Genomic DNA, 20,699 nt, shown 5'->3' on the forward strand with positions numbered 1-20,699 from the left:
CCCGAAACTTTCGGCGGCCAGGGGGGATGGGAGCGCTCCCGAATGGGGGTCCGCACAGTCTGTTGCAACGGATCGGCCGACGTCAATACCGTGACATCGGCCCGCCAGCGAGTGTCGAAACTATCGGAAACTTTCGATGAGCGGACTCAGCGGAGGAGGCCGAACACGGCTCCCGAGATCAGGGCGCCGATCAGCGTGCCGGCGACCACCTGGGCCGTGGTGTGGTCGCGGAGCCGGACGCGGGACCAGCCCACGGCCGCGACCACCACGGCCGTCGCCCACATGGCCGGGCCGAAGACCAGCACCAGCACCAGCGTGGTGCCCGCCGCGACGCCGGCGTGCACGCTCAGCTTCCAGAAGTGGTTGATGGCGGTGGCCACCACGCCGCCGGCGAACATGGCGACCACGAGCGCGGTGACCTCCCGGGGCGCGCCGAACGCGGCGAGCACCCCGATGCCGACGAGCACCGACACCAGCCCGAGCGCCAGCGGCTTCGTGCGCTGCTCGCGGACGCCGATGTGCCGGTCGCTCAGCCGGCCGCGGAGGACGCCGTACATGACGACCGCGTACGGGACGACGCCGACGAACAGCGTCGCGAGCAGGCCCCAGGCCAGGCCCGACGCCACGGTGCGGCCGGCGTGCACGCCGACGACGATCGGCAGCACGGCGACGAGCACCGGCGGGGCGAAGATCTCGGTGAGCCAGCGCGCGAGGCGGGTGACCCGATCAGGGGGCGCGGTCGTGACCATCGACGACCATGGTGCCCTACGGGCTTTAGACGTCGCGGACCGGCGCGCCCTGTGCCCGTCTCCGATATCGCGACCGACGGCGCCGCGCCAACGCCACGACCTTGACCACCGCGAGCCCCAGCACCGCGACCGCGAGCGCGATCAGCGCGCCGAGGATGCCCCAGGCCGACCCGAAGTCGGACACCGGACTGGCCGGGCCGGCGGCGGTGCCGTGCGGACCGGGCGCGGCGCTCGGTGTGGGCGGGGTGCGTTCGCGGGTGACCTCGTCGGGCGTCACCAGGTGACCGACCTGCGCGGCCGACGGAACAGCGAACGCCCAGTCGAGCAGCATCGACGCCTGCTTCCAGGTGCGTCCGAACGGGACGACCTCCGCGCCCATCAGCGTGACCACCAGGCGGCGGCCGTTGCGTTGGGCCGCACCGACGTAGGTGTGCCGGGCCTGGTCGGTGAAGCCGGTCTTGCCGCCGAGCGCGCCCGGGTAGTTCTTCAGCAGCTGGTTCTCGTTCTGGATCTGGTAGCCGGTCGGGTCGCGCGGCGGCTGCGCCGGCCACTGCATCCGGTCGAGCGTGTCGTAGCGCACGAAGTCCTCGCGGGCGAAGTCGGCGCGGGCGATCAGGGCGAGGTCGTAGGCGCTGGTGAACTGGTCGGGCTCGTCGAGGCCGTGCGGGTTCGACGCGTGCGTGTCCTCGGCGCCGAGCCGGTAGGCCTCCGCGTTCATCGCGGCGACGCCGGCGGCGATGCCACCCGGCCCGCCGGCCATGCGGGCCAGCGCGTTCGCGGCGTCGTTGCCCGACTGCAGCAGCAGCCCGTACCACAGCGTCGACACCGGATACTTCCCGCCGACCAGCAGGCCGACCGCGGAGCTGTCCGACGGCAGCGCCAGGTCCTCGGGCGTCGCCTCGACCACCTGGTCGGGCGGCAGGAGCGGCAGCGCCGTCGCCGCGAGGAGAAGCTTCTGGACGCTCGCGGGGCGGCGCCGCACGTGCGCGCCACAGGCGGCGAGCACGGCGCCGCTGTCGAGGTCGGCGACCACCCACGTGGTGGCCGCGACCGCCGGGGGAGCCGCCACTCCCGACGGGACCGCCAGCCCGGTGCCGCCGAGCTGGTCGCCGCCCCAGAGCGGGCCGCCCGCGGTGCGGATCGTCGCGGGCGGGGTGGGCGGGATGCTCGGCAGCGACTGGTAGGGGCAGGGCACGGGCGCGGCCGATGGTGTCGTCGCCGCCGGAACCGGCACGAGAAACGTCGTCGCGATCACGGCGACCGTCCAAGCTCCCACGCGGCGAGGGTAACGAACCTCCCCTACGGGCGCGGGGCGGTTGCGGGATCCGTGGTGACGCGGCGGCGCCGGGCCGGCAGGCCGTACATCGGGTTGGCGACGCCCCACGCGGCACCCTTGCAGATCAGCTCCTTGTAGACGGCGGCGAACCGTCCCGTCAGCACCGCGTTCCGGGCCCGGTCGTCGGCGGTGACGTACTGGATCAGCCCCTCCTTGCGTCCCAGCGAGACGCACTGGTTGAAGTAGGCCAGCGGCGCGTGCGGGAGCCGGCCGCCGGTGAGGCGGGCGGCGATCGAGTCGGCGGCCTGCCACGCCATCGGCTGGCCCGACGCGCACGACATGCGCAGCGGCTTGTCCCCGGCGCCCCGCGCCAGGGCGGCGTCGCCGATCGCGTAGACGTCCGGGTGCGACACCGAGCGCATCGTCCCGTCGACCACGATCCGGCCGTCGGTGTTCGTTTCGAGGGTGGTCGCCGCCGCGATCGGGTGCACCGTGAACCCGGCCGTCCAGACGGTGACCGCGGCCGGGACGGTTCCCTGGTCGGTCACCACGTGGTCCTCTTCCACCGCGCTCACGGCGGCGTTCTCGTGCACCGTGATCCCGAGGCCCGTGAACACCTTTCGCACGTGCGCGCGGCCCTTGGGCGAGAGCCAGTCGCCCAGGTCGCCCCGCGCGACGAGCGCGACGTCGAGGTCCGGGCGGGCCTCGGCGATCTCCGTCACGGCCTCCAGGCCGGTGAGGCCGCCGCCGACGACGACAACGGGCCGGCCGGCTTTCAGGGCGGCCAGCCGTTCGCGCAGCCGCAGCGCGCCCGGGCGGCTGGCGAGCTGGTCCGCGTGCTCGGCGGCGCCGGTGACGCCGTGGTCGGCCCAGCGGCTGCCCAGGGCGTAGACGAGCGTGTCGTATTCGACGACTCCATCGCTCAGGGTGACCGTCTTCCGGTCGACGTCGACGGCGGTGACCGTCGCGAACCGCAGGTCGACGCCGGTGCCCGCGAACATCTCCCGGAACGGGCGGGGTTTCAGGGTCTGGCCGGTCGCCACCTGGTGCATCCGGACCCGCTCGACGAAGTCGGGCTCGGCGTTGACGAGCGTGATGGCCACGTCCTCGCGGCGCAGCCGCCGGGCGAGGCGGCCGGCGGCGAAGGCGCCGGCGTATCCGGCACCGAGGACGACGATGCGGTGCTGCATGTCCGTGCTCCTGTCTTGTGGGGTCGCCCCTTGAACCGGGTAGCGCGCCGGTTCCTGACAGGTGTGAAGCAGGTCACCACACGAGGGTGAGGGCGGGCTCCCCGGTGGCCTTCCAGCGCGCGGTGGCGCGGTCGAGCTTGTCGGGGTTGACCTGGTTGCGGACCGCGACGATGCCGTCGGCGGTGACCTCCAGGCACATGACGCCCAGCACCCGGCCGTCGGCGACGGCCACCACGGCGGGCTCGCCGTTGACGGTCGACGCGTAGACCTCGGCCCGGTCGCCGAGGATCGCGCGCTTGGCCGGGCCCGGCTTGAACATGCCCCACAGGAACTTCGCGACCGCGACGGCGCCTTCGTACGCCTTCACGCGTGCCGGGATCTTGCCGCCGCCGTCGCCGACCGAGATCGCGTCGGCGGTGAGCAGGCGCACGAGCGGCTCGGTCTTCCCGCTGGTGGCCGCCGCCAGGAACTCCTCGACGATGCGCCGGGCCGCCGCCGCGTCGATCTCCACGCGGGGCCGCTCCCGGGTGAGGTGCGCCTTGGCCCGGTGCAGGTGCTGCTGGCTGGCCGCCTCGGTGATGTCGAGGATCGCGGCGATCTCGCGGTGCGGGTACTCGAACGCCTCCCGCAGCACGTACACGGCCCGCTCGGTGGGTGCCAGCCGCTCCATGAGCGTGAGCACGGCGTACGAGACCGACTCGCGCTGCTCGGCGGTCTCCGCCGGGCCGAGCATCGGGTCGCCGGCGAGCAGCGGCTCGGGCAGCCACCGGCCCACGTAGGTCTCGCGGCGCGCCCGGGCGGAGGTGAGCTGGGTGAGGCACAGGTTGGTGAGGACCTTCGTGAGCCAGGCCTCCAGCACCTCGATGCGGCTCCCGTCGCCGGCCGCGCGGCCGGCTTCGGCGGCCTGCCAGCGCAGGAACGTCTCCTGGACCGCGTCTTCGGCCTCACCCGCGGACCCGAGGAGGCGGTACGCGATCGCCTCCAGGCGCGGCCGGGCGGCCTCGAACCGGTCGACGTCACCTGCGGTCAAGGTCATGGGGCCGATCGTAACGCCGGGGGCTTGACATCGATCGGCGTTGCTACCAGGCTGCCGGGAAAGCGCTTACCTAAGGGGTTCCCGTGTCCACAGTCGCCCGCCTCTCGACGGCGGCGGTCGCCGCCGTCACCCTGCTCGCGCTCGCTCCGGCCGCTTCCGCGCACGCGGGCGGGAGGGCCGCGCCCGGCACCGTCACGCGGCCGATTCTCTCGGCGGCGGAGGCGGCGCGGTTCACCCCGGCGGCCTACCTCGAGCACTCCGGGCCGATCGCCGCGCCGGTCGTCGACCCGTGGCGCCCCGGTCCCGTGCGCACGCACGGCGTCCGGCCCGACGTGGTCGTGCGGCCGGGCGACAGCGTGCAGGCGGCGGTGAACGCCGCGTACCGCCTCGGCGGCGACAAGCGCCGGTACGTCCTGGTCCGGCCCGGTACGTACACCGGCACCGTGTTCATCCCGGCCGGCGGCCCGCCGCTCACCGTCTACGGCGTCGGTGACGTCCGGATCGAGTTCGCCATCGACGCCGGCGTCACCCCGGCGGCGTGGGCGGCGGCCGTCAACCCGGACGGGCAGCGGTACGCCGAGGGCGACCCGGCGTGGGCGATGTACCGGTCGTGCGCCACCCGGACGCAGGCGACGGTCGGGCTGTGCGCGTCGGTGGTCTGGTCGGAGAGCGTGGGGCTGGAACTGGCCGGCCTCACGATCGTCAACACGTTGCCCGACCTCGCCGGGACGCACCAGGCGCTGGCGCTGCGCACCGACGCCGACCGCACGCTCGTCGAGCGGGTGCGGCTGATCAGCCGCCAGGACACCCTCCACACCAACGCCGCCGACATCGCCCGGATCGCGCGGGTCGTCGTGCGCGACAGCTACGTCGAGGGCGACACCGACTTCGTGTTCGGGCGGGCCGTCGCCGTGTTCGAGCGCGTCCACTTCCGCACCGTGTCGACCCGCAAGCCCGCCGACGGCGTCGTGTTCGCGCCGAGCACCGCCCCCGCCAACCCGTTCGGGTTCCTGGTGCGGCACAGCCTCATCACCACCGACGCGGGCTACGACGCCGCGCCGACCGCACACCTCGGCCGGGCCTGGGACCAGAGCGCCGGCGCGACCGGCTACCTGCCCGGCGTCTCCCCGAACGGCCAACTCGTGATCCGCGAGTCCGCGATCGACGCCGGCTACAACGCCGACGCCCCGTGGGCGCCGGCCGCCACGACCGCCCGTCCGTTCGCCGGTAACGTCGCGGCGGACCGTAACCTCGACGACCCGCTGTTCAACCGCCTCTGGGAATACCGCACCTGAACCGTGCATCGTTTCCGGGGTGACCGACCGTCCTATCAGCGGCGGGAAGGAGACCCCGGGTTGACTCCAGACGAGCATGACCGGTTTCGGGAGTTCGTCGCGTCGCGGATGGCGTCGCTGCGGAATCTGGCGTTCGTGACCTGCGGGAACTGGCACGCCGCCGAAGACGCGGTGGCCAACACCCTTACGAAGCTCTATCCGCGGTGGGCGAGCCTCGACCGGCCCGACCTGTACGCGCAGACGATGGTGGTGCGGGCGGCGATCGACGAGACCCGCCGGCCGTGGTGGCGGCGGGAACGCTCGGCCGGCGACGCGATGCCGGACGTCGAGCTCGCCGATCCCAGCCTGGCCACCGACGAGCGGCTGCGCGTCCAGGCGGCGCTGCAGGCCGTGCCGGTGCGGCAACGGGCGGTGCTGGTGCTGCGCTACTACCTCGGCATGTCGGCCGAGGAGGCCGCCGACGTGCTGGGCGTGCGCGCGCCGACCGTCCGCAGCCAGACGAGCCGGGGTCTGGTGAGTCTACGGGCGGCCCTGGCCGCGGGAGGTGTGGTCCTTGATGAATCAGAACTTGGAGGAACGATCGATGCGGATGCGGGACGTAGTGGACGTGGTGACGTCCGACCCACCCCCGCTGCGGTACGGCGTTGACGACATCGTCGCGTCCGGCGAGCGGGCGCAACGGCGCCGGCGGCTCGGCCGGGCGGTGGCGGGCGCGGCGTCCGTCGTGGTCGGGCTCGGCGTCGCGGCCGCGGTGGTCGTCCCGTCGTTCACTTCCGGGGGGACCGGGACCAGCGCGCCGAACTCCGTAGGCGCGCCGGCGGCCGCGCCGGCCGGACCGGTGGGGCCGTTCACGTTCACGTTCGGCACCTACACGGTGGGGCGGCTCACGGTGGCCGCGCCGATCGACGTGTCGACCGCGTACGAACTCGCCCCCGTGTACGCCGAGGGGCTGACGTCGAACGACAAGCCGGCCGACCCGTCCACCGAAATCCCGGGCCGCGACAAGGGCGCCCCCGGTTACCGCCCCGACCCGGCCAAGGACCTGTACGCCTACCTGACCGTCTACCGTCCCGGCGCCTACGACCCGACGAAGCTCGCCGGCGCCCAGCCGGTGACGATCGGCGGCCGCCCCGGCCTGGAGGTCACCGACACCACCGGCAACTGGCCGATGACCCGGACGCTGGCCTGGCAGCACGCCGACAACGCCTGGGCCGTGCTGTCGGTCCGCTCCGACGACACGACCTACCCGTCGGCAGACGACCTGCGTCGCCTCGCCGCCGGACTGCGGACCGAGGCCCGCACCCCGGCGAAGGTGCCGGTCAAGTTGGGCTACGTGCCGGCCGGCTACGGGCTCACCGAGGTCGGCGTGCACGCCACCACCGGCCTGAACGGCATCTCGTCGGCGCGGGCCGGCGACCACGCGGGCCTGCTCTACAGCAAGCCGGCCCAGCCGACCACCGGCCTGACCGGCCCGTTCGAGAACCCGGACGGCGGCAACCCGACGGGCAGCTTCGCGATCTTCGTGGTGCCGTCGGCCAACTCGAACCAGCCGACGTCGTCGCCCGGCGTGAGCTGCCTGACCGGCTTCTGCAACCGCTACTTCGACAACGGCAAGGTCCTGGTGCAGGTGTCGAGCGAGGGCCTGCTGCCCGACAGCGAGATGCGCAGGATCCTGGAGGGCGTCACGCTCACGAACGTCCAGGACGAGTCGACCTGGGTCAGCCCGGTGTCGTGACCGGTCGCCAGCCGGGTGGGGGATCCTCACCCACCCGGCCGTCGACCGCCTCGCGGATCAGGTCGGTGTGCCCGGTGTGGCGGCCGTACTCCTCGATGAGGTCGCACAGCAGCCGGCGCAGGTTGAGGTGCTGCCCGTCCGGCCAGGACAGCCACACCTCCTGCTCCAGCCCGCCCTTCTCCAGTGCCGTGGCGAGCCGCTGTCGCGAACGCTCCACCGCGCCGTCCCACAACGCGTACAGGTCCGCCGGCGACAGGCCGGTGGTGTCGAACGTGAAGCTCCACGGGCCGTCCTGGTCCCAGCCCATCGACGCCCACGGCTCGCCGATCGGCTCACCGCTCAGCCGGTGGGCGAACATGTTGTCCTCGCACACGGCCAGGTGCTTCAGCAGGCCGCCGATGGTCAGCGTCGACTTTCCGATCGTCGTGCGCAGGCCCGCGGCGTCGAGGGCGTCGGCCTTCCACCGGAACGTGGCCCGCAGCCGTTCCAGCGCGCCGACCACGTGCTCGACCTCGGTGCCGGCGGTCGGGGGTTCCCAGGGGGTGTCCGTCATACCCAGCACCGTAGGACCGGTTCCGGACGATCCCCGTCCGGAACGTCAGGCGGGGTTGCGGTGGGTGACCTCGTGGGGGAAGTGCAGGCGCACCGACGTCAGGCCCGGCCCCGTGTGGACGGACACCACGTCGGCCAGTTGGCGGGCCAGCCACAGGCCGCGGCCGGCGGCCGGGTCCGTTCCCGGCGCCAGGTAGCCGGCCAGGGCGGGCAGCGGGCGTCCACCGGCGTCGTCCGCCTGGGCGACCAGGGTGTCGCCCTGCCACCAGGCGCGCACGCGCACCGGGGGCATGCCGTGGACCAGGCCGTTGGTGGCGATCTCGACCACGGCGATCACCACGTCGTCGATCGCCAGGTCGGTGAACTCGCGGCTGCCGGCCCACGAGGCCACGGCGCGGGCCAGGTCGCCGAGGTCGCCGGCGCGGCGCACCGGCAGGTCGAGGTCGGTGAGTCGCGGCGGTGCGGGCAACGGGACGCCGTTGCGGGCGGCCAGGAACTCCGCCGGCGGGACGTGCCGGTCGTTGACCACGTCGCCGTCGGAGGTGACCTCGTGGTTGTGCACGGTGCGCACGTTCTCGATGATCTGCTCGGGCTGCCGGCGACTGTCGTAGATGCAGGTGATCGGGCAGCCGAAGTCGGCGTAGGCGCTGTTGCACATCGCCTCGAACGACATGTAGGCGGCGGCCCGGTCGAACGGGATGTCGCGGCTGACGCCGACGGAGAGGTCGGGCTCGGCGACCACGTGCACCCGCCGACCGGCGGCGTGCTGTGCCTCGAGATAGCTCCGGAATCCGGAGTAGACGAACCCGAGCCGCTGGTTGTAGGCGCTCGTGTCGCCCCATTCCAGCCGGTCGCTGGACGTACCGAACTCGGCGCGCACCATCCGCTGGGTGTCGGCGCCGACCACCATCAACACCGGCGCGTTCCGGTCGAGGTTCTCCCGTAGCGCCGGCATCAACCGGTGCCGCAGGCTCTCGTCGGAATCGACGATCAGCGCGGCGTGTCTGAAACCCGTCACCGCCCTGCCCTTCCTTGCTGGCCGTACTCCGTCACTTCGAGGCCGTCGGTACCGACGAGGCCGCTGATCCGCATCACGCGGAACACCGCCGGCGCGCACCGGACCTCCAGGGTCGCACCGGAGGACCGGGCTCCGAAACCGGTCAGCACGACCCGGACGCCCGCGGCGCCGAAATAGTGGACCTCGGTGAGGTCCAACGTGACGACCCCGGCGCCCACCTCCGCGGCGACCCGGCTGCTGACACCCACCCAGTTCCCGAGGTCGATGTCGCCGACCAGGCGCAGGACCGTGCCGTCGCGGTAGAGGGAGCACCGGGTGGTGCGGAACTGCTCCGTCACACCCGGCAATTTACCGTCCGGCCCGGCGGCCGCGCGGCTCCACCGACCGGACGACCGCCGGCGGGTGACGTCGATGTCACCACCGCAACTGCAGCGTGTCGACGAACTCGGTGAGCCGGTTCGCGATGACCTCGTGGTCGGCGCGGGACGGATGCCAGTCGCAGCCGCCGTAGTCGAGACCCTCGTTGCCGTAGTACCAGTACCGGACGCGGTCGTCGCCCCGGGCGTTGCGCTCGGCGACCACCTGCTGCGCCGCGTCGGCGAGCGCGGTGGTGTTGTAGACGTAGGTCGCGCTGACCACGATCACGGCGCGGGGACCGTACCGGGCCCGGAGCGTGTCGATGAACCCCTGGTACGCCTCGCGGTACGCGGTGGCCAGCGTCTCCGCCGTCCACGGCTCACCGGGGTTGACCGGCGTGGAGAAGTCGTTGATGCCGAGCCCGACCACGACCAGTTGCGGCCGCCAGCCCCGGGTGGGCCACACGTCGCCGGGTACGGCGAGCAGTGCCCGCTCGTAGTAGGTGCGGTAGTCGGTGCCGGGGTCGCTGCCGTTGTAGTTGCGCACCATTCCGCGTCCGCTGAACGCGTTTGTCTGGTAATCGGCGCCGAACCGCCGCGCGGTGAGCGCGCCGAACGCCCGATCGGCGTTGGTGGTGCGGTGGAGCTCGTCGGACGTGCAGGTGCGGGTGGCCGACATGTTGCCGTAGCCGGCGGTGTACGAGTCGCCGATGAACTCGATCTGGCGGCGCCGGGCCGGCGGTGCGGCGAGGATGGCGCCACCGGGTCCGGCGACGAACCCGCCGAAGCTGCTGGTGGCCCACGGGCTCTCGGACCGCTTGACCACCCGGATCCGGTGGGTGCCCCGGGCCAGCCCGGAGACCCGGTGGGTGCCGGCCGCCGGGGTCACGAGCGTGGCGACCACGGCTCCGTCGACCTCGACGTCGTAGTCGGCGGCCGGGTCGTCGAGCGTGACGCCCACCGACGTCCCGCGGAACCGGCCCTCGAAGTAGACGCCGGGCCAGCTGTACAGCAGGCCGCCGTTCGACGGCTTCACCCGGCCGGCGGTGTGCACCGGTGCCGGGGGATGCGCCGCTGACGCGCGTCCCGTTGCCGTCACCGCGCCCCCGGCGAAGAGCGCGACCAGCGCGACCACCGCAACCACCGGACGGATCCGCATGACACCTCCCATAAAGCGACCGCCGTCGATGTTAGCGGATGCGTGGATGATGGACCCGTGCACGCGTCGATCGTGGAGAAGCTGCTGGCGTCCGACGAGCCGTCGGTGCGTTGGAAGGTCCGCACGCACGTACTGGGCGAGGACGACGACCCCGACCTGCGCGAGGAGATCCGGCGGTCGGACCGGGTGCGGCGGCTGCTGGCGCCGTGCGGGTCGGCAAATGTCTACGCCAAGTGGCAGGGCGCGCAGTGGGCGCTGGCGGCGCTGGCCGACCTCGGGTACCCGCCGGGCGATCCGGCGCTGCGCCCGTTGCGCGACCGCGTCCTCGACACGTGGCTCGACCCGTCGTTCTACGTCGAGTTCGAGGCGACCGCGAAGGCCGGCGTCTACCGGCGGCGCGGCGTACCGGTGATGCGCGGCCGGTACCGGCGGTGCGCGTCGCAGCAGGGCAACGCCCTGTGGTTCCTGCACGTCCTCGGCCTGGCCGACGACCGCTGCGCCGCCCTCGCCGAACGCCTGCTCCACTGGCAGTGGCCCGACGGCGGCTGGAACTGCGACAAGAACCCCGCCGCCGCCACCTCGTCGTTCGCCGAGACGCTGCTGCCGATGCGTGGCCTGGCCGCCCACGGCGAAACGGCCGCCGCCCGCCGCGCGGCCGAGGTGCTGCTCGCCCGCCGCCTCGCCTACCGGATCAGCACCGGCGACCTGATCCGGCCCGAGTACGCCAAACTGCACTACCCGCTCTACTGGCACTACGACGTGCTCGGTGGCCTGAAGGCCGTCGCCGGGGCCGGTTTCATCGGTGACGCGCGCAGCGCCGACGCGCTCGACCTCCTCGAATCGTTGCGGGTGGCCGACGGCTGGCCCGCGCACGCCCGCTACTACCGGGTCTCGACCGAGATCGCCCTGCACAACGACTGCGTCGACTGGGGCGGCACGAGCACGCGACGGGCCAACCCGTGGGTCACGGCCGACGCGCTCACGGTCCTCCGCGCGGCCGGCCGCCTGCGGTTGTGAACGGTGTCGCGCCGGCGCAGCCGAGGTGTGGCCGGCGCGCGCGGCGAGCGTATGCGAGGTTGGAACTCTTGACACGGCGGAGAAGGTGGGCTGTGCGCGCACTCGAGGCGGCGGCGACGATCGGACCGTACTTCGCCTGGGACGAACTGCCCGGGCCGACCGGCGACTGGCGGCCGCTCGCCGAACTCGACGAGCCCGAGGTCCTGGCCGGGCGGGTAGCCGTGGTGCGGCGGGCGCTGGCGTCCGGAACGGGGCCCGACGCGGTTCCGGAGCGGGTCGCCGCGTCCGTGTGGTCGCTCGGGGTGTTCTCGCGGTTGGTGTCGGCGCCGTTGGCGGCCGTGGCGTTCGGGGCGGACCTGCCGGCCCCGCGCCGGGACCAGGTGTGGTGGCGGGCGGTCGACGGTGGGCCGCTTCCGGTGGCCGTCGCCGGCATCGGGGTGGTCGCGACCGTCGACGCGGACGACGACGCGGTGGCCGAGGCCTTCGGGGAGATCGTGGTCGACGGGTTGATCGGGCCGCTGCTCGCCGCGTTCCGGCGCCGGTTCCGGTTGTCGCCGAAGGTCCTGCGCGGGAACGTGGCCTCGGCACTGGGCGGCGCGGTCACGGTGCTGGCAAACGCGGGCATCAGCGCGAACGCGGGCGCGGGCATCGGCGCGAACGCGGGCGCGGGCACTAGCGCGGGCATCAGCGCGGGCGCGGGCGCCCGCGACGGCTCCGGCGTGGACCGGGCGCGACGGATCGTCGAGCGCCTGCTGGCCCGCCCACCCCTGGCGGGGGAGGCGACGGTCGTGCGCCCGCCGTGGCGGCTGCGGCGTGCCAACTGCTGCCTCTACTACCGCGTCCCCGGCGGCGGCTACTGCGGGGACTGCGTGCTGCACCCCGTCAACCGCTGAGACCGGGCTCCGGCGCGAACCGGCCCACCCGGGCGACGTACGAGATCGCGTGGTACCAGCCGCAGACGAGCATCAGGTCCACGGCACCGTCCTCGCCGACGGCGTCGACCAGCGCGGCCCACTCGTCGTCGGTCAGGTCGTGGCGGGCGTGGAGGGCGTCGACGGCGGCGATCACCGCGCGGTCGGCCGGGTCGGTCCAGCAGTCGTCGCCGGCACTGTCGCCGGCGCCGCCGGTGGCCAGCGACGACACCTGGGCGTCGGTGAGGGCGGCCTTCGCCGCGAAGACCGCGATGTGGATGCCCCACTCGTACTCGGCGCCGCAGAGCGCGGTCGTCCGGTCGATGACCAGTTCGCGGTGCCGCAGCGTCAGCGCGCACTTCCGGGACAGGTAGTAGCTTCCCCAGCCCTGGATGGCCCGGGCCCGCTCGGGTCGGCGGGCGAACGCCTTGAACAGCGCGATCGGCGGGCCGAGGCCCTCGACGACCGCCGGGTCGACGTCGTCGGTCGCGAGCCGCGGTTGGTTCGGATTCCGAAGCATGCGCCGCACGCTAACATCAATGCTTTGAAAAAAGAAGCAAGGGGACCGCATGACAACACCGCTTCCCGGCCGCCCCGTCCGCGGATCCCGCACCGGGCGACCGGTGATGGCGATCCTCGACCTGCTCGGCCGCCGGTGGACGCTGCGCGTGCTGTGGGAACTGCGCGGCGACGCCGTCCCCACGTTCCGCGCGCTGCAGGCCCGCTGCGACGGCGTCTCGTCGAGCGTGCTCGCCGAACGGCTCGCCGAACTGCGGGACGCCGCGATCGTCGAACGGGCCGACGACGGGTACCGCCTCACCGCGCAGGGCCGGAAGCTGCTCGTCACGCTGGCGCCGTTGGAACGGTGGGCCAACACCTGGGAACCATCCGCGGGCCGGGACCGACCATAGGTCGTGAAAGCGAGATGGGCCATCGCGCCAGCCGCCGCGATAGGCGCGCTCCTCCTCGCCGCCTGGTGGAGCGGCGCGATAACCGGCCGCACGTACGCCGGCCTGCCGTACGCCGGGCCGGTGACGGCGTGGGGGCTGCCGGTGGTCCGGGCCGCGGTCGACGTCACCGGCGCGGTGACCGTCGGCTGGACGGTGACCGCGGCGTTCCTCCTGCCGGGGCTGGACCGGACCCTCCTCGGCCCGGCCGGCTACCGGCTGCTGCGCCGCGTCGCCTGGTTCGCCCTGGCCTGGGCGCTCGCCAACCTCGCCCTCCTCGTGCTGACCGTGTCCGACCTGCTCGGCCAGCCCCTCGACCAGGTCGGGAGCACCTCGGTCCGCAGCCTCGCCCTGTCGGTGCCGTCGGGACGGGCGGCGCTGGTGCAGGCCGGGCTCGCCGTGGCCGTCGCCGTCGCGTCCTGGATGGTTCTGACCCGGACCGGCGCCGGCGTGATCGCGGTGACCGCGTGCGTGGCCGCGCTGCCGCCGGCGCTCACCGGACACGCCGCCGGCGCCGGCAACCACCAGTTGGCCGTCACCAGCATCGCGATCCACATCCTGGCGGCGGCGCTGTGGGCCGGCGGGCTGAGCGCGCTCCTCGCCCTGCGGTCGGATCGCGTGCTGGGCGTGGCCGCCCGCGCCTACAGCCGGCTCGCGCTGGCCTGCTGGGTGGCGGTCGCGGTCACCGGCGTCGCGGGCGCGGCGATCCGGCTGGGCGCCGTCGAGCAGCTGCGGGAGTCGCGCTACGGGACGCTCGTGGTGGTCAAGGTGGTGGCGTTGGTCGCGGTGGGCGTCCTCGGCGCGTGGCACCGAACGCGGACGCTGCCGGCGCTCGCCGCCGGCGCACCGAATGCTTTCCGACGCGTGGCAGCGGCCGAACTCGCGGTCCTCGGCGCGACCATCGGCGTCGCCGTGGCGCTGTCCCGGACGCCGACGCCGGAGCCCACCGACCCGGTCGACCCCGACCCGGTGACCGACCTGCTCGGCTTCGCCGCCCCGCCGCCGATCTCGGGCCGGACGCTGCTGTGGCCGCCGCTGCCCGACGCGCTCCTGCTCGCCGTGGTCGTGGTGGGTGCCGCCGCGTACCTGGTCGGGGTGGCGCGGATGCGCCGGGCGGGGGACCGGTGGCCGCCGGCCCGCACCGTCTGCTGGCTCGCCGGTCTGCTCGTGTTCGCCGTGGCGACCGTCGGCGGCCCGGCCCGCTACGCCTACGTGCTGTTCAGCGCGCACATGATCCAGCACCTCGTGCTCGGCATGGTGGTGCCGATCCTGCTGGTCGGCGGCGCGCCGGTCACCCTGGCGCTGCGCGCCCTGAAGCCGCCGCGGAACCCCGGGGTGCGCGGCGCCCGCGACTGGCTCCTGCTGGCGCTGCACAGCCGGCCGACCCGCCTGCTGACGCATCCGCTGGTGGCGCTCGCGATCTACGTGGTCAGCCTCTACGGCCTGTACCTCACCGACCTGCTCGACCCGCTCATGCGCAGCCACCTCGGCCACCTGGCGATGCTGACCCACTTCGTCGCGGCCGGGTTCCTGTTCTTCTGGGTGCTGATCGGCGTCGACCCCGGCCGCCGCCGGATCGCGCCGCCGATCCTGGTGATCGTCCACTTCGCCGGGATGGCGTTCCACGCGTTCCTCGGCGTGATCCTGCTGCAGGCGACCACCGTCGTCGCCGAGCGCTGGTACACGGCCGTCCATCCGGTGTGGGCCGGCGACCTGCTCGCCGACCAGCGGCTCGGCGCCGGCGTCGCGTGGGCGCTCGGCGAGGCGCCGGCCGTGGTCATCCTGGTGCTGCTGGTGGCGCGGTGGATCCGGGCCGACGAGCGCGAGCAGCGCCGCCTGGACCGCGCGGCCGACCGGGCCGAGGAGACCGGCGAAGAGGACGACCTGGCCCGCTACAACGAATTTCTGAGACGCGCGGCGGAGGCCGAACGCCGGTGAGCGGGCCACGTATGCTGCCCCGGTGACGCGGAGGCACGGCAACCGGCACCTGACGATCGGCCTGGCCGCCGTGGGTCTGCTGGCGTTGGTGATCGTCGGGGTGCTCGCCTTCGGCGGCGGCTCGGCCGTCGTGCTGGTGCCGGGGGTCGGGATCGTGGCGTCGGTGGCCGGGATCGTCGCCGGGTCCGGCGGGCGGAGCCGGTCGCCCCGCGCGCGGCGCGGGGTCGCCGTCGTGGTGATCGTGGTCGCGCTCGTGGTCGGAGTGGTGGGCGTCGACACCTTGATCTGGCGGATCGACTTCGTCGATCTCCTGCTGGGCCTGGCGTCGGTCGGTGCGGCGGGTGCGATGGTGGCGCTGGGCGTCGAGCTCCGGGACGCGGCGCGCCGGTAATTTCACACGTCAATGTGGCTGCCGATGATCACCGTGCGGTCGCGGGGGAGCGCGAAGGCCTCGGCCGCGTCGGCGGTGATGTAGGACGTCGCGATGAACAGCCGTTTGCGCCAGTTGGCCATGGTCGGCTCGGAGCCAGGGCGGAGCTCGATCTTCGACAGGAAGTAGCGGGCGTTGTCGACGTCGATCTGGCCCTCGGTCTGTTCCGCGGTGAGCATCCGCAACGCCGCCGGCACGTCCGGCGACTCGATGTAGCCGTGCCGGACCGTGACGTGGGTGATCCCGTCGTCGGCGTAGCCGAGGCCATCGACGGTGATGCGCTCGGCGGCGGGGACGCGGGGCACCGGCTCGGTGGTCAGCGACATGATGACGACGTGCTCGTGCCGCACGTGGTTGTGCTCCACGTTGGCCCGCAACGCCAGCGGTGCCGTGTCCCGGCCCCGGTTGAGGAACACGGCCGTGCCGGGGACGATCCGGACCGGTAGCTCCTCGGAGTGCAACCGCGCGATGAACTCCCGCAGCGAACCCTCCTTGCGGTCGCGTTCGGCGGTGACGATGTGCCGGCCGCGCTGCCAGGTCGTCATCACGGTGAACGCGGTGAGCCCGATGAGCAGCGACAGCCACGCGCCGTGCAGCAGCTTGGTGAGGTTCGCCGCCACGAACAGCAGATCCAGCGCCACGAGGATCGTGGCCCCGAGCGCGAGCAGCCACGTCGGCGTGCCCCAGCGCGACCGCGCGACGAAGAAGAACAGCAGCGTGGTGCACGTGATCGTGCAGATCACCGCCGTGCCGTACGCGTACGCCAGCGCGGACGAGCGGCGGAACGCGAACACGAGCGTCAGCACCGAGACCATCAGCAGCCAGTTGATCCACGGCACGTAGATCTGGCCGGCGGTGGACTCCGACGTGTGCGCGATCCGCAGCCGGGGCAGGTAGCCCAGCCGGGCGGCCTGCGCCGCGACCGAGAACGCGCCGGTGATCACCGCCTGCGACGCGATCACGGTCGCGGCGGTGGCCAGCAGCACCATCGGCCACCGGCCCCACTCCGGGACGAGCAGGAAGAACGGGCTGCTGATGTTGGCCGGGTCGGCGAGCACGACCGCCCCCTGCCCGAAGTAGCTGAGCACGCAGGCGGGGAAGACCAGGATCACCCAGCCGCGCGTGATCGCCCGCCGGCCGAAGTGGCCCATGTCGGCGTAGAGCGCCTCGGCGCCGGTGACCGCCAGCACGATCGCGGCCAGCGAGAAGAACGCGATGTGGAAGTGTCCGGCCAGGAACGCGACCGCGTAGGTGGGCGACAGCGCCTTGAGGATGTCCGGGTTCTGCGCGATGCCGCCCACGCCGCAGGCGCCGATCGTCAGGAACCACGCGATCATCACGGGTCCGAACACCCGGCCCACGGCGGCCGTGCCGCGCCGCTGCCCCATGAACAGCGCCACGATGATCACGACGGTGACCGGGATGACCAGGCTCGACAGCGACGGCCGTACGACCTTGATCCCCTCGACGGCCGACAGCACCGAGATCGACGGCGTGATCATGCTGTCGCCGAAGAACAGCGCCGCGCCGAAGATGCCCAGGGCCGCCAGCGCCACGACGGTCCGCCGCCCGCGCGGCGACTTCCACCGCCGCAGCGCCGTGATCAGCGCCATGATGCCGCCCTCGCCGTCGTTGTCGGCGCGCAGGGCGAGCAGCACGTAGGTGACCGTGACGATGATCGTCACCGACCAGAAGATCAACGAGACGACGCCGAACACGTTCGCGTCCGAGACCGGCACCGGATGCGGGTCCTCGGGGTTGAAGACCGTCTGGAGCGTGTAGATCGGGCTGGTCCCGATGTCGCCGAAGACCACGCCGAGGGCGCCGACGACCACCGCGAACCGGGCCGTGTCGTGCACCGTTGTCACCCGGCTGACGATATCCCCTTTGATCGGCGTCACCTCCTCGGTTCCCGGAAGGAATGCTAGAGTTCCTTAAAGGAACTTAGAGGAGGACGCCATGCTCGACCCCCATGTCCGCGACACGTTCGACGGCACCCCGATCGCCCACCTGGCCACCGTCCTGCCCGACGGCTCGCCGCACACGGTGCCGCTCTGGGTCGGCACGCACGGCGACCGGCTCGTCTTCCTCACCGGCCCGGGCTCCCAGAAGGCCCGCAACCTGCGCCGCGACCCGCGGGTGGCCCTGTCGGTGGCGCCGGCGGAGAACCCGCTCGAGCCGGTGCTCGTCCGCGGCCGGGTGGTCGAATGGATCGACGGCGACGCAGGTTGGGAGATCATCGACCGGATCGCCATGAAGTACCTCGGCCAGCCCTACCCCCGCGACCTCGACCGCGTAGTCGGCGTCATCGCCCCCGACCGCCAGACCGTCGGCGTCCGCTGACCGCGTTCCGCGATCTTGGACTGCGTGCGGGCCTGGGGCACCGCGGGGAGTCCAAGATCGCGGGGAGACCTACGTGCGGAGGTCGCGGGCCGTGTAGGCGCGGGTGGCGGCCAGCGACAGGATTGCGGCCACGGCCAGCATCGCGTCGGCGGCGGCCCAGTTGGGCGGGGTCAGGGGGACCGGGGCGAGGTGGGTGAACGGGGATATGCCCGTCAGCCAGCCGGGAGCGCCCATCGCGGTCCCGGCGGCCTTGAGCAGGAAGCCGCCGACCGCCGGCACCGCACCGACCGGCGCGACCAGCCGAGGCGCCGCGCCGAGCGCGAGCACAGCGGCGGCCAGGCTCAGCACCACCAGCGGCAACACGTTCCCGGCGCCGGCCAGCGCGTCGCCGAGGCCCAGTCCGGAACCGGCGCCCGGCCCGGCCAGCACGGCGCCCGGCTCGGCCAGCGCGGTGCCCGGCTCGGCCAGCGCGTCGCCCGGCCCGGCCAGCACGGCGCCCGGCTCGGCCAGCGCGGCGCCCGGCCCGGCCAGCACGCCGCCGGTGCCGGCGGCCAGAGCGCGGCCAGGGCCGGTCAGCGCGCCGCCGGTGCCGGCGGCCGCATCGTCCGGGCCGAAGCCGGTGCCGGCCCAGATTCCGACGGCCGCCACCGTCAGCAGGATCAGTGCGCCGCCCAGGGTGGCGGCGGCGTGCGTGGCCAGGATCTTCGTGCGGGCGACCGGGTTGGCGAGCAGCAGCGTCAGGCGCCCGCCGGTCTCCTCGGCGGCGAGCCCGGCGGTGCGCACCACCGTGTACAGGCTCACCGCGACGGCCAGCAGCCCGAACATGGCGCCGGCGTAGCCCTCGGTGCGGTCGAGGCCGGTGACGCCGCCCCGGGCGGCGAGGTCGGCGAGGCGGGGGTTGGCGGTGAGGAACCCGGTCAGCGAGTCCGCGATCGCGCCCATGAGCAGGAAGCCGGCGCCGACGGCGACCGCCCAGCCCGCGGTGACGCCGAGCGCGCCGCGCACCGCGAAACCGCCGACGGAGCCGAGCAGCCACGGCCGCGACGCGCGGACGGTCGGCACGACGAGGATCCCGTCGCCGACGTCGCGCCGGCGGGCCAGCGCGGTGGCGGCGCCGCACGCCGCGGTCGCCATCGCGGCCAGCACGGCCAACGGCAGCAGGTGGTCGCCGGTGAACGGCCGGGTCGCCGCGATCAGCCCGAACGGTGACGCCCACCGCAGGCCGGCCAGGTGCGGCACGCCGTCGCCCAGCATGCGGGTCAGCAGGGCGGCGCCGAGCACGGACGTGCCCGCGCCGGTGGCCGCCGCCCGCGACGCGAACACCTGCGCGCACGTCGCGCCGACGCCGGCGAACAACGCGCCGACCAGGGCGATCCCGCACCCGAACAGCGCCGCGCCGCCGGCACCCGGACCCATCGCGGCCAGCGCGACGGCCGTGGCCGCGCCGATGACCGCCGCGCCGGCGGCGAGCACGGCGGTGTGCCGGGCGACGACGGCGGCGAGGGTCGTGCGACCGGCGAGCAGGAGGGTCCACCGGCCGGTCGCCTCCTCGCCGCGGGTGATCCGGACGGCGGTCACCAGCGCCCAGGCCGCCACCAGTACGGCCAGCGGCGTCCCGGTGCGCCAGGCCGCGAACGCGCCGGGATCGTCGAGGTCGGGCGCGGGACCGAAGAGCGTGCGGATCGCCGGGTTCGCGGCCACCGCCGCGAGCGCGGCCCGGTCGTCGCTGCCGGCGAAGAGGCCGTGATAGCTGACGATCACCAGCACGGACGCGCCGGCGGCGACCGTCGCGACGACCGCCGTGCCCCGGCGGACCTGCCGCAGCGCGAGCCCGACGACGGCGCGCTCGGCCGTCCTCACCGGGCCGCCGTGCCGTAGTAGTCGACGAAGACCTCCTCGAGCGTCGGCTCGCGCACCGAGATCGCGGTGATCTCGGTCGCCGCCAGTTCGCGCAGCATCGGACCGGGCGGCCCGCTCACCGTGAACGTCAGCGCCGACGGCCCGGTCTGCTCGATGTCGTCGACGCCGGCCGCCCAGCCCAGGTCGGGCGGGTCGCCGTCGTACGTGACGGTGATCCGGGTGCGGTGCCGCGTGCGCAGTTCGCCGACCGTGGTGACCTCGGCCAACCGGCCGGCGCGCAGGATGCCGACCCGGTCGCACACCGCCTCCACGTCGGCGAGCCGGTGCGAGCTGAGGAACACGGTGCGGCCGTCGGCGCGGGCCCGCATCACCACACGGCGGAACTGCATCTCCATCAACGGGTCGAGGCCACTGGTGGGCTCGTCGAGGACGAGCACCGGCGCCCGGGTGGCGAACGCCGCGATCAACGCGACCTTCTGCCGGTTGCCGGTCGAGTAGGTGCCGGCGACCCGCGACGGGTCCAGCTCGAACCGCTCGATCAGCTCGGCCCGGTACTTCAGGTCGACGCCGGGACCGGTGTTGCCGAGCAGGTCCAGGATCTCCCCGCCGGTCATCCGCGGCCACAACGCCACGTCGGCCGGCACGTGGGCGAGGAGGTGGTGCGCCACCGTCACGTCGGCGGCGTCGACGTGGAACACCATCGCCCGTCCGGCGGTCGGCCGGGCCAGGCCCAGCAGCAGGCGGATCGTGGTGGACTTGCCCGCGCCGTTCGGCCCCAACCAGCCGAACACCTCGCCCGCGCGGACCTCCAGGTCGAGCGCGTCGAGGGCGAGCACCCGCCCGTACCGCTTGGTGAGGTTCTCCGCGCGCAGCGCCGGCAGTTGCAT

General features: G+C 73.8%; 21 protein-coding genes. 9 read left to right on the forward strand and 12 right to left on the reverse strand.

The window, feature by feature from the left end; all coding sequences use genetic code 11:
- Positions 1-146: 146 nt before the first annotated feature.
- From Vau01_RS38680 to sigJ, 4 genes are all read right to left on the reverse strand, one after another.
- Complete coding sequence (locus Vau01_RS38680) at positions 147-749, reverse strand: phosphoesterase PA-phosphatase (RefSeq protein ID WP_204004226.1); 603 nt, start codon at positions 747-749, stop codon at positions 147-149.
- A 25-nt stretch (positions 750-774) separates the two neighbouring features.
- Positions 775-2,025 (reverse strand): D-alanyl-D-alanine carboxypeptidase family protein, encoded by a 1,251-nt coding sequence (locus tag Vau01_RS38685; RefSeq protein ID WP_204004228.1) that lies wholly within the window; start codon positions 2,023-2,025, stop codon positions 775-777.
- Between the two features lie 23 nt (positions 2,026-2,048).
- A complete protein-coding gene (locus Vau01_RS38690; RefSeq protein ID WP_204004230.1) occupies positions 2,049-3,215 on the reverse strand; it encodes an NAD(P)/FAD-dependent oxidoreductase in 1,167 nt (388 codons plus the stop codon).
- 73 nt (positions 3,216-3,288) lie between these two features.
- Positions 3,289-4,251: an RNA polymerase sigma factor SigJ gene (gene sigJ, locus Vau01_RS38695; protein ID WP_204004233.1), complete on the reverse strand. Its 963-nt coding sequence runs from the start codon at positions 4,249-4,251 to the stop codon at positions 3,289-3,291.
- Between the two features lie 83 nt (positions 4,252-4,334).
- On the opposite strand from sigJ, the gene Vau01_RS38700 reads away from it, so the two are divergent.
- Genes Vau01_RS38700 through Vau01_RS38710 form a run of 3 tightly spaced genes read left to right on the forward strand, consistent with a single transcriptional unit; the run spans position 4,335 to position 7,281 of the window.
- Positions 4,335-5,546: a pectinesterase family protein gene (locus Vau01_RS38700; RefSeq protein WP_204004235.1), complete on the forward strand. Its 1,212-nt coding sequence runs from the start codon at positions 4,335-4,337 to the stop codon at positions 5,544-5,546.
- A gap of 60 nt (positions 5,547-5,606) precedes the next feature.
- Positions 5,607-6,194, forward strand: a complete 588-nt coding sequence (locus tag Vau01_RS38705) for a sigma-70 family RNA polymerase sigma factor (RefSeq protein WP_204004238.1) — start codon at positions 5,607-5,609, stop codon at positions 6,192-6,194.
- Complete coding sequence (locus tag Vau01_RS38710) at positions 6,136-7,281, forward strand: hypothetical protein (RefSeq protein ID WP_204004240.1); 1,146 nt, start codon at positions 6,136-6,138, stop codon at positions 7,279-7,281. The genes Vau01_RS38705 and Vau01_RS38710 overlap by 59 nt, the downstream gene beginning before the upstream one ends.
- Here the strand turns inward: Vau01_RS38710 and Vau01_RS38715 are convergent.
- The 4 genes from Vau01_RS38715 to Vau01_RS38730 all read right to left on the reverse strand — a co-directional run bounded on the left by Vau01_RS38715 (position 7,265) and on the right by Vau01_RS38730 (position 10,366).
- A complete protein-coding gene (locus tag Vau01_RS38715; RefSeq protein ID WP_204004242.1) occupies positions 7,265-7,834 on the reverse strand; it encodes a mycothiol transferase in 570 nt (189 codons plus the stop codon). The genes Vau01_RS38710 and Vau01_RS38715 overlap by 17 nt on opposite strands.
- A 45-nt stretch (positions 7,835-7,879) precedes the next feature.
- Positions 7,880-8,851, reverse strand: a complete 972-nt coding sequence (locus tag Vau01_RS38720; RefSeq protein WP_204004244.1) for an MEDS domain-containing protein — start codon at positions 8,849-8,851, stop codon at positions 7,880-7,882.
- Complete coding sequence (locus Vau01_RS38725; protein ID WP_204004246.1) at positions 8,848-9,189, reverse strand: STAS domain-containing protein; 342 nt, start codon at positions 9,187-9,189, stop codon at positions 8,848-8,850. Before Vau01_RS38725 ends, Vau01_RS38720 begins: the two co-directional genes overlap by 4 nt.
- A gap of 76 nt (positions 9,190-9,265) precedes the next feature.
- Positions 9,266-10,366 carry an SGNH/GDSL hydrolase family protein gene (locus Vau01_RS38730; RefSeq protein WP_239152193.1) on the reverse strand — a complete coding sequence of 367 codons (1,101 nt, stop codon included), beginning with the start codon at positions 10,364-10,366 and terminating at the stop codon, positions 9,266-9,268.
- Between the two features lie 57 nt (positions 10,367-10,423).
- Between Vau01_RS38730 and Vau01_RS38735 the strand changes: the two genes are divergently transcribed.
- Together Vau01_RS38735 and Vau01_RS38740 are read left to right on the forward strand one after the other, a co-directional pair.
- Positions 10,424-11,383 carry a hypothetical protein gene (locus tag Vau01_RS38735; RefSeq protein WP_204004250.1) on the forward strand — a complete coding sequence of 320 codons (960 nt, stop codon included), beginning with the start codon at positions 10,424-10,426 and terminating at the stop codon, positions 11,381-11,383.
- 92 nt (positions 11,384-11,475) lie between these two features.
- Complete coding sequence (locus Vau01_RS38740; RefSeq protein WP_204004252.1) at positions 11,476-12,276, forward strand: (2Fe-2S)-binding protein; 801 nt, start codon at positions 11,476-11,478, stop codon at positions 12,274-12,276.
- On the opposite strand, the gene Vau01_RS38745 is transcribed toward Vau01_RS38740, so the two are convergent.
- Positions 12,266-12,814 carry a carboxymuconolactone decarboxylase family protein gene (locus Vau01_RS38745; protein ID WP_204004256.1) on the reverse strand — a complete coding sequence of 183 codons (549 nt, stop codon included), beginning with the start codon at positions 12,812-12,814 and terminating at the stop codon, positions 12,266-12,268. The two genes, Vau01_RS38740 and Vau01_RS38745, sit on opposite strands and share 11 nt — an antisense overlap.
- A 49-nt stretch (positions 12,815-12,863) precedes the next feature.
- On the opposite strand from Vau01_RS38745, the gene Vau01_RS38750 reads away from it, so the two are divergent.
- From Vau01_RS38750 to Vau01_RS38760, 3 genes are read left to right on the forward strand one after another with little or no spacing between them, the layout of a single operon-like run.
- A complete protein-coding gene (locus Vau01_RS38750; RefSeq protein WP_204004259.1) occupies positions 12,864-13,205 on the forward strand; it encodes a winged helix-turn-helix transcriptional regulator in 342 nt (113 codons plus the stop codon).
- Positions 13,206-13,208: 3 nt separating this feature from the next.
- The gene (locus Vau01_RS38755; RefSeq protein WP_204004262.1) at positions 13,209-15,179 is read left to right on the forward strand and encodes a bifunctional copper resistance protein CopD/cytochrome c oxidase assembly protein; all 1,971 of its coding nucleotides are present in this window, start codon (positions 13,209-13,211) and stop codon (positions 15,177-15,179) included.
- 22 nt (positions 15,180-15,201) lie between these two features.
- Positions 15,202-15,570: a hypothetical protein gene (locus Vau01_RS38760; protein ID WP_204004264.1), complete on the forward strand. Its 369-nt coding sequence runs from the start codon at positions 15,202-15,204 to the stop codon at positions 15,568-15,570.
- A gap of 2 nt (positions 15,571-15,572) precedes the next feature.
- Here the strand turns inward: Vau01_RS38760 and Vau01_RS38765 are convergent, their stop codons facing one another.
- On the reverse strand, positions 15,573-17,477 hold the full coding sequence (locus tag Vau01_RS38765; protein ID WP_239152194.1) for a potassium transporter Kup: 1,905 nt from the start codon (positions 17,475-17,477) through the stop codon (positions 15,573-15,575).
- Positions 17,478-17,568: 91 nt separating this feature from the next.
- Between Vau01_RS38765 and Vau01_RS38770 the strand changes: the two genes are divergently transcribed.
- Positions 17,569-17,952 (forward strand): TIGR03618 family F420-dependent PPOX class oxidoreductase, encoded by a 384-nt coding sequence (locus Vau01_RS38770; RefSeq protein WP_204004266.1) that lies wholly within the window; start codon positions 17,569-17,571, stop codon positions 17,950-17,952.
- Positions 17,953-18,021: 69 nt separating this feature from the next.
- Here the strand turns inward: Vau01_RS38770 and Vau01_RS38775 are convergent, their stop codons facing one another.
- Together Vau01_RS38775 and Vau01_RS38780 are read right to left on the reverse strand one after the other, a co-directional pair.
- Positions 18,022-19,812, reverse strand: coding sequence for an efflux permease Rv1217c-related protein (locus Vau01_RS38775; RefSeq protein ID WP_204004268.1), 1,791 nt, complete (start codon positions 19,810-19,812; stop codon positions 18,022-18,024).
- Positions 19,809-20,699 (reverse strand): ABC transporter ATP-binding protein, encoded by an 891-nt coding sequence (locus Vau01_RS38780; RefSeq protein ID WP_204004270.1) that lies wholly within the window; start codon positions 20,697-20,699, stop codon positions 19,809-19,811. The genes Vau01_RS38775 and Vau01_RS38780 overlap by 4 nt, the downstream gene beginning before the upstream one ends.

The sequence above is a fragment of the Virgisporangium aurantiacum genome, assembly GCF_016863635.1.
Lineage (GTDB): Bacteria > Actinomycetota > Actinomycetes > Mycobacteriales > Micromonosporaceae > Virgisporangium > Virgisporangium aurantiacum.

Coding starts and splice junctions, on each gene's coding strand:
- Vau01_RS38715 (WP_204004242.1), bottom strand. CDS start 7,834: ATGACGGACACCCCCTGGGAACCCCCGACCGCCGGCACCGAGGTCGAG.
- Vau01_RS38750 (WP_204004259.1), top strand. CDS start 12,864: ATGACAACACCGCTTCCCGGCCGCCCCGTCCGCGGATCCCGCACCGGG.
- sigJ (WP_204004233.1), bottom strand. CDS start 4,251: ATGACCTTGACCGCAGGTGACGTCGACCGGTTCGAGGCCGCCCGGCCG.
- Vau01_RS38710 (WP_204004240.1), top strand. CDS start 6,136: ATGCGGGACGTAGTGGACGTGGTGACGTCCGACCCACCCCCGCTGCGG.
- Vau01_RS38770 (WP_204004266.1), top strand. CDS start 17,569: ATGCTCGACCCCCATGTCCGCGACACGTTCGACGGCACCCCGATCGCC.
- Vau01_RS38780 (WP_204004270.1), bottom strand. CDS start 20,699: ATGCAACTGCCGGCGCTGCGCGCGGAGAACCTCACCAAGCGGTACGGG.
- Vau01_RS38745 (WP_204004256.1), bottom strand. CDS start 12,814: ATGCTTCGGAATCCGAACCAACCGCGGCTCGCGACCGACGACGTCGAC.
- Vau01_RS38690 (WP_204004230.1), bottom strand. CDS start 3,215: ATGCAGCACCGCATCGTCGTCCTCGGTGCCGGATACGCCGGCGCCTTC.
- Vau01_RS38730 (WP_239152193.1), bottom strand. CDS start 10,366: ATGCGGATCCGTCCGGTGGTTGCGGTGGTCGCGCTGGTCGCGCTCTTC.
- Vau01_RS38680 (WP_204004226.1), bottom strand. CDS start 749: ATGGTCACGACCGCGCCCCCTGATCGGGTCACCCGCCTCGCGCGCTGG.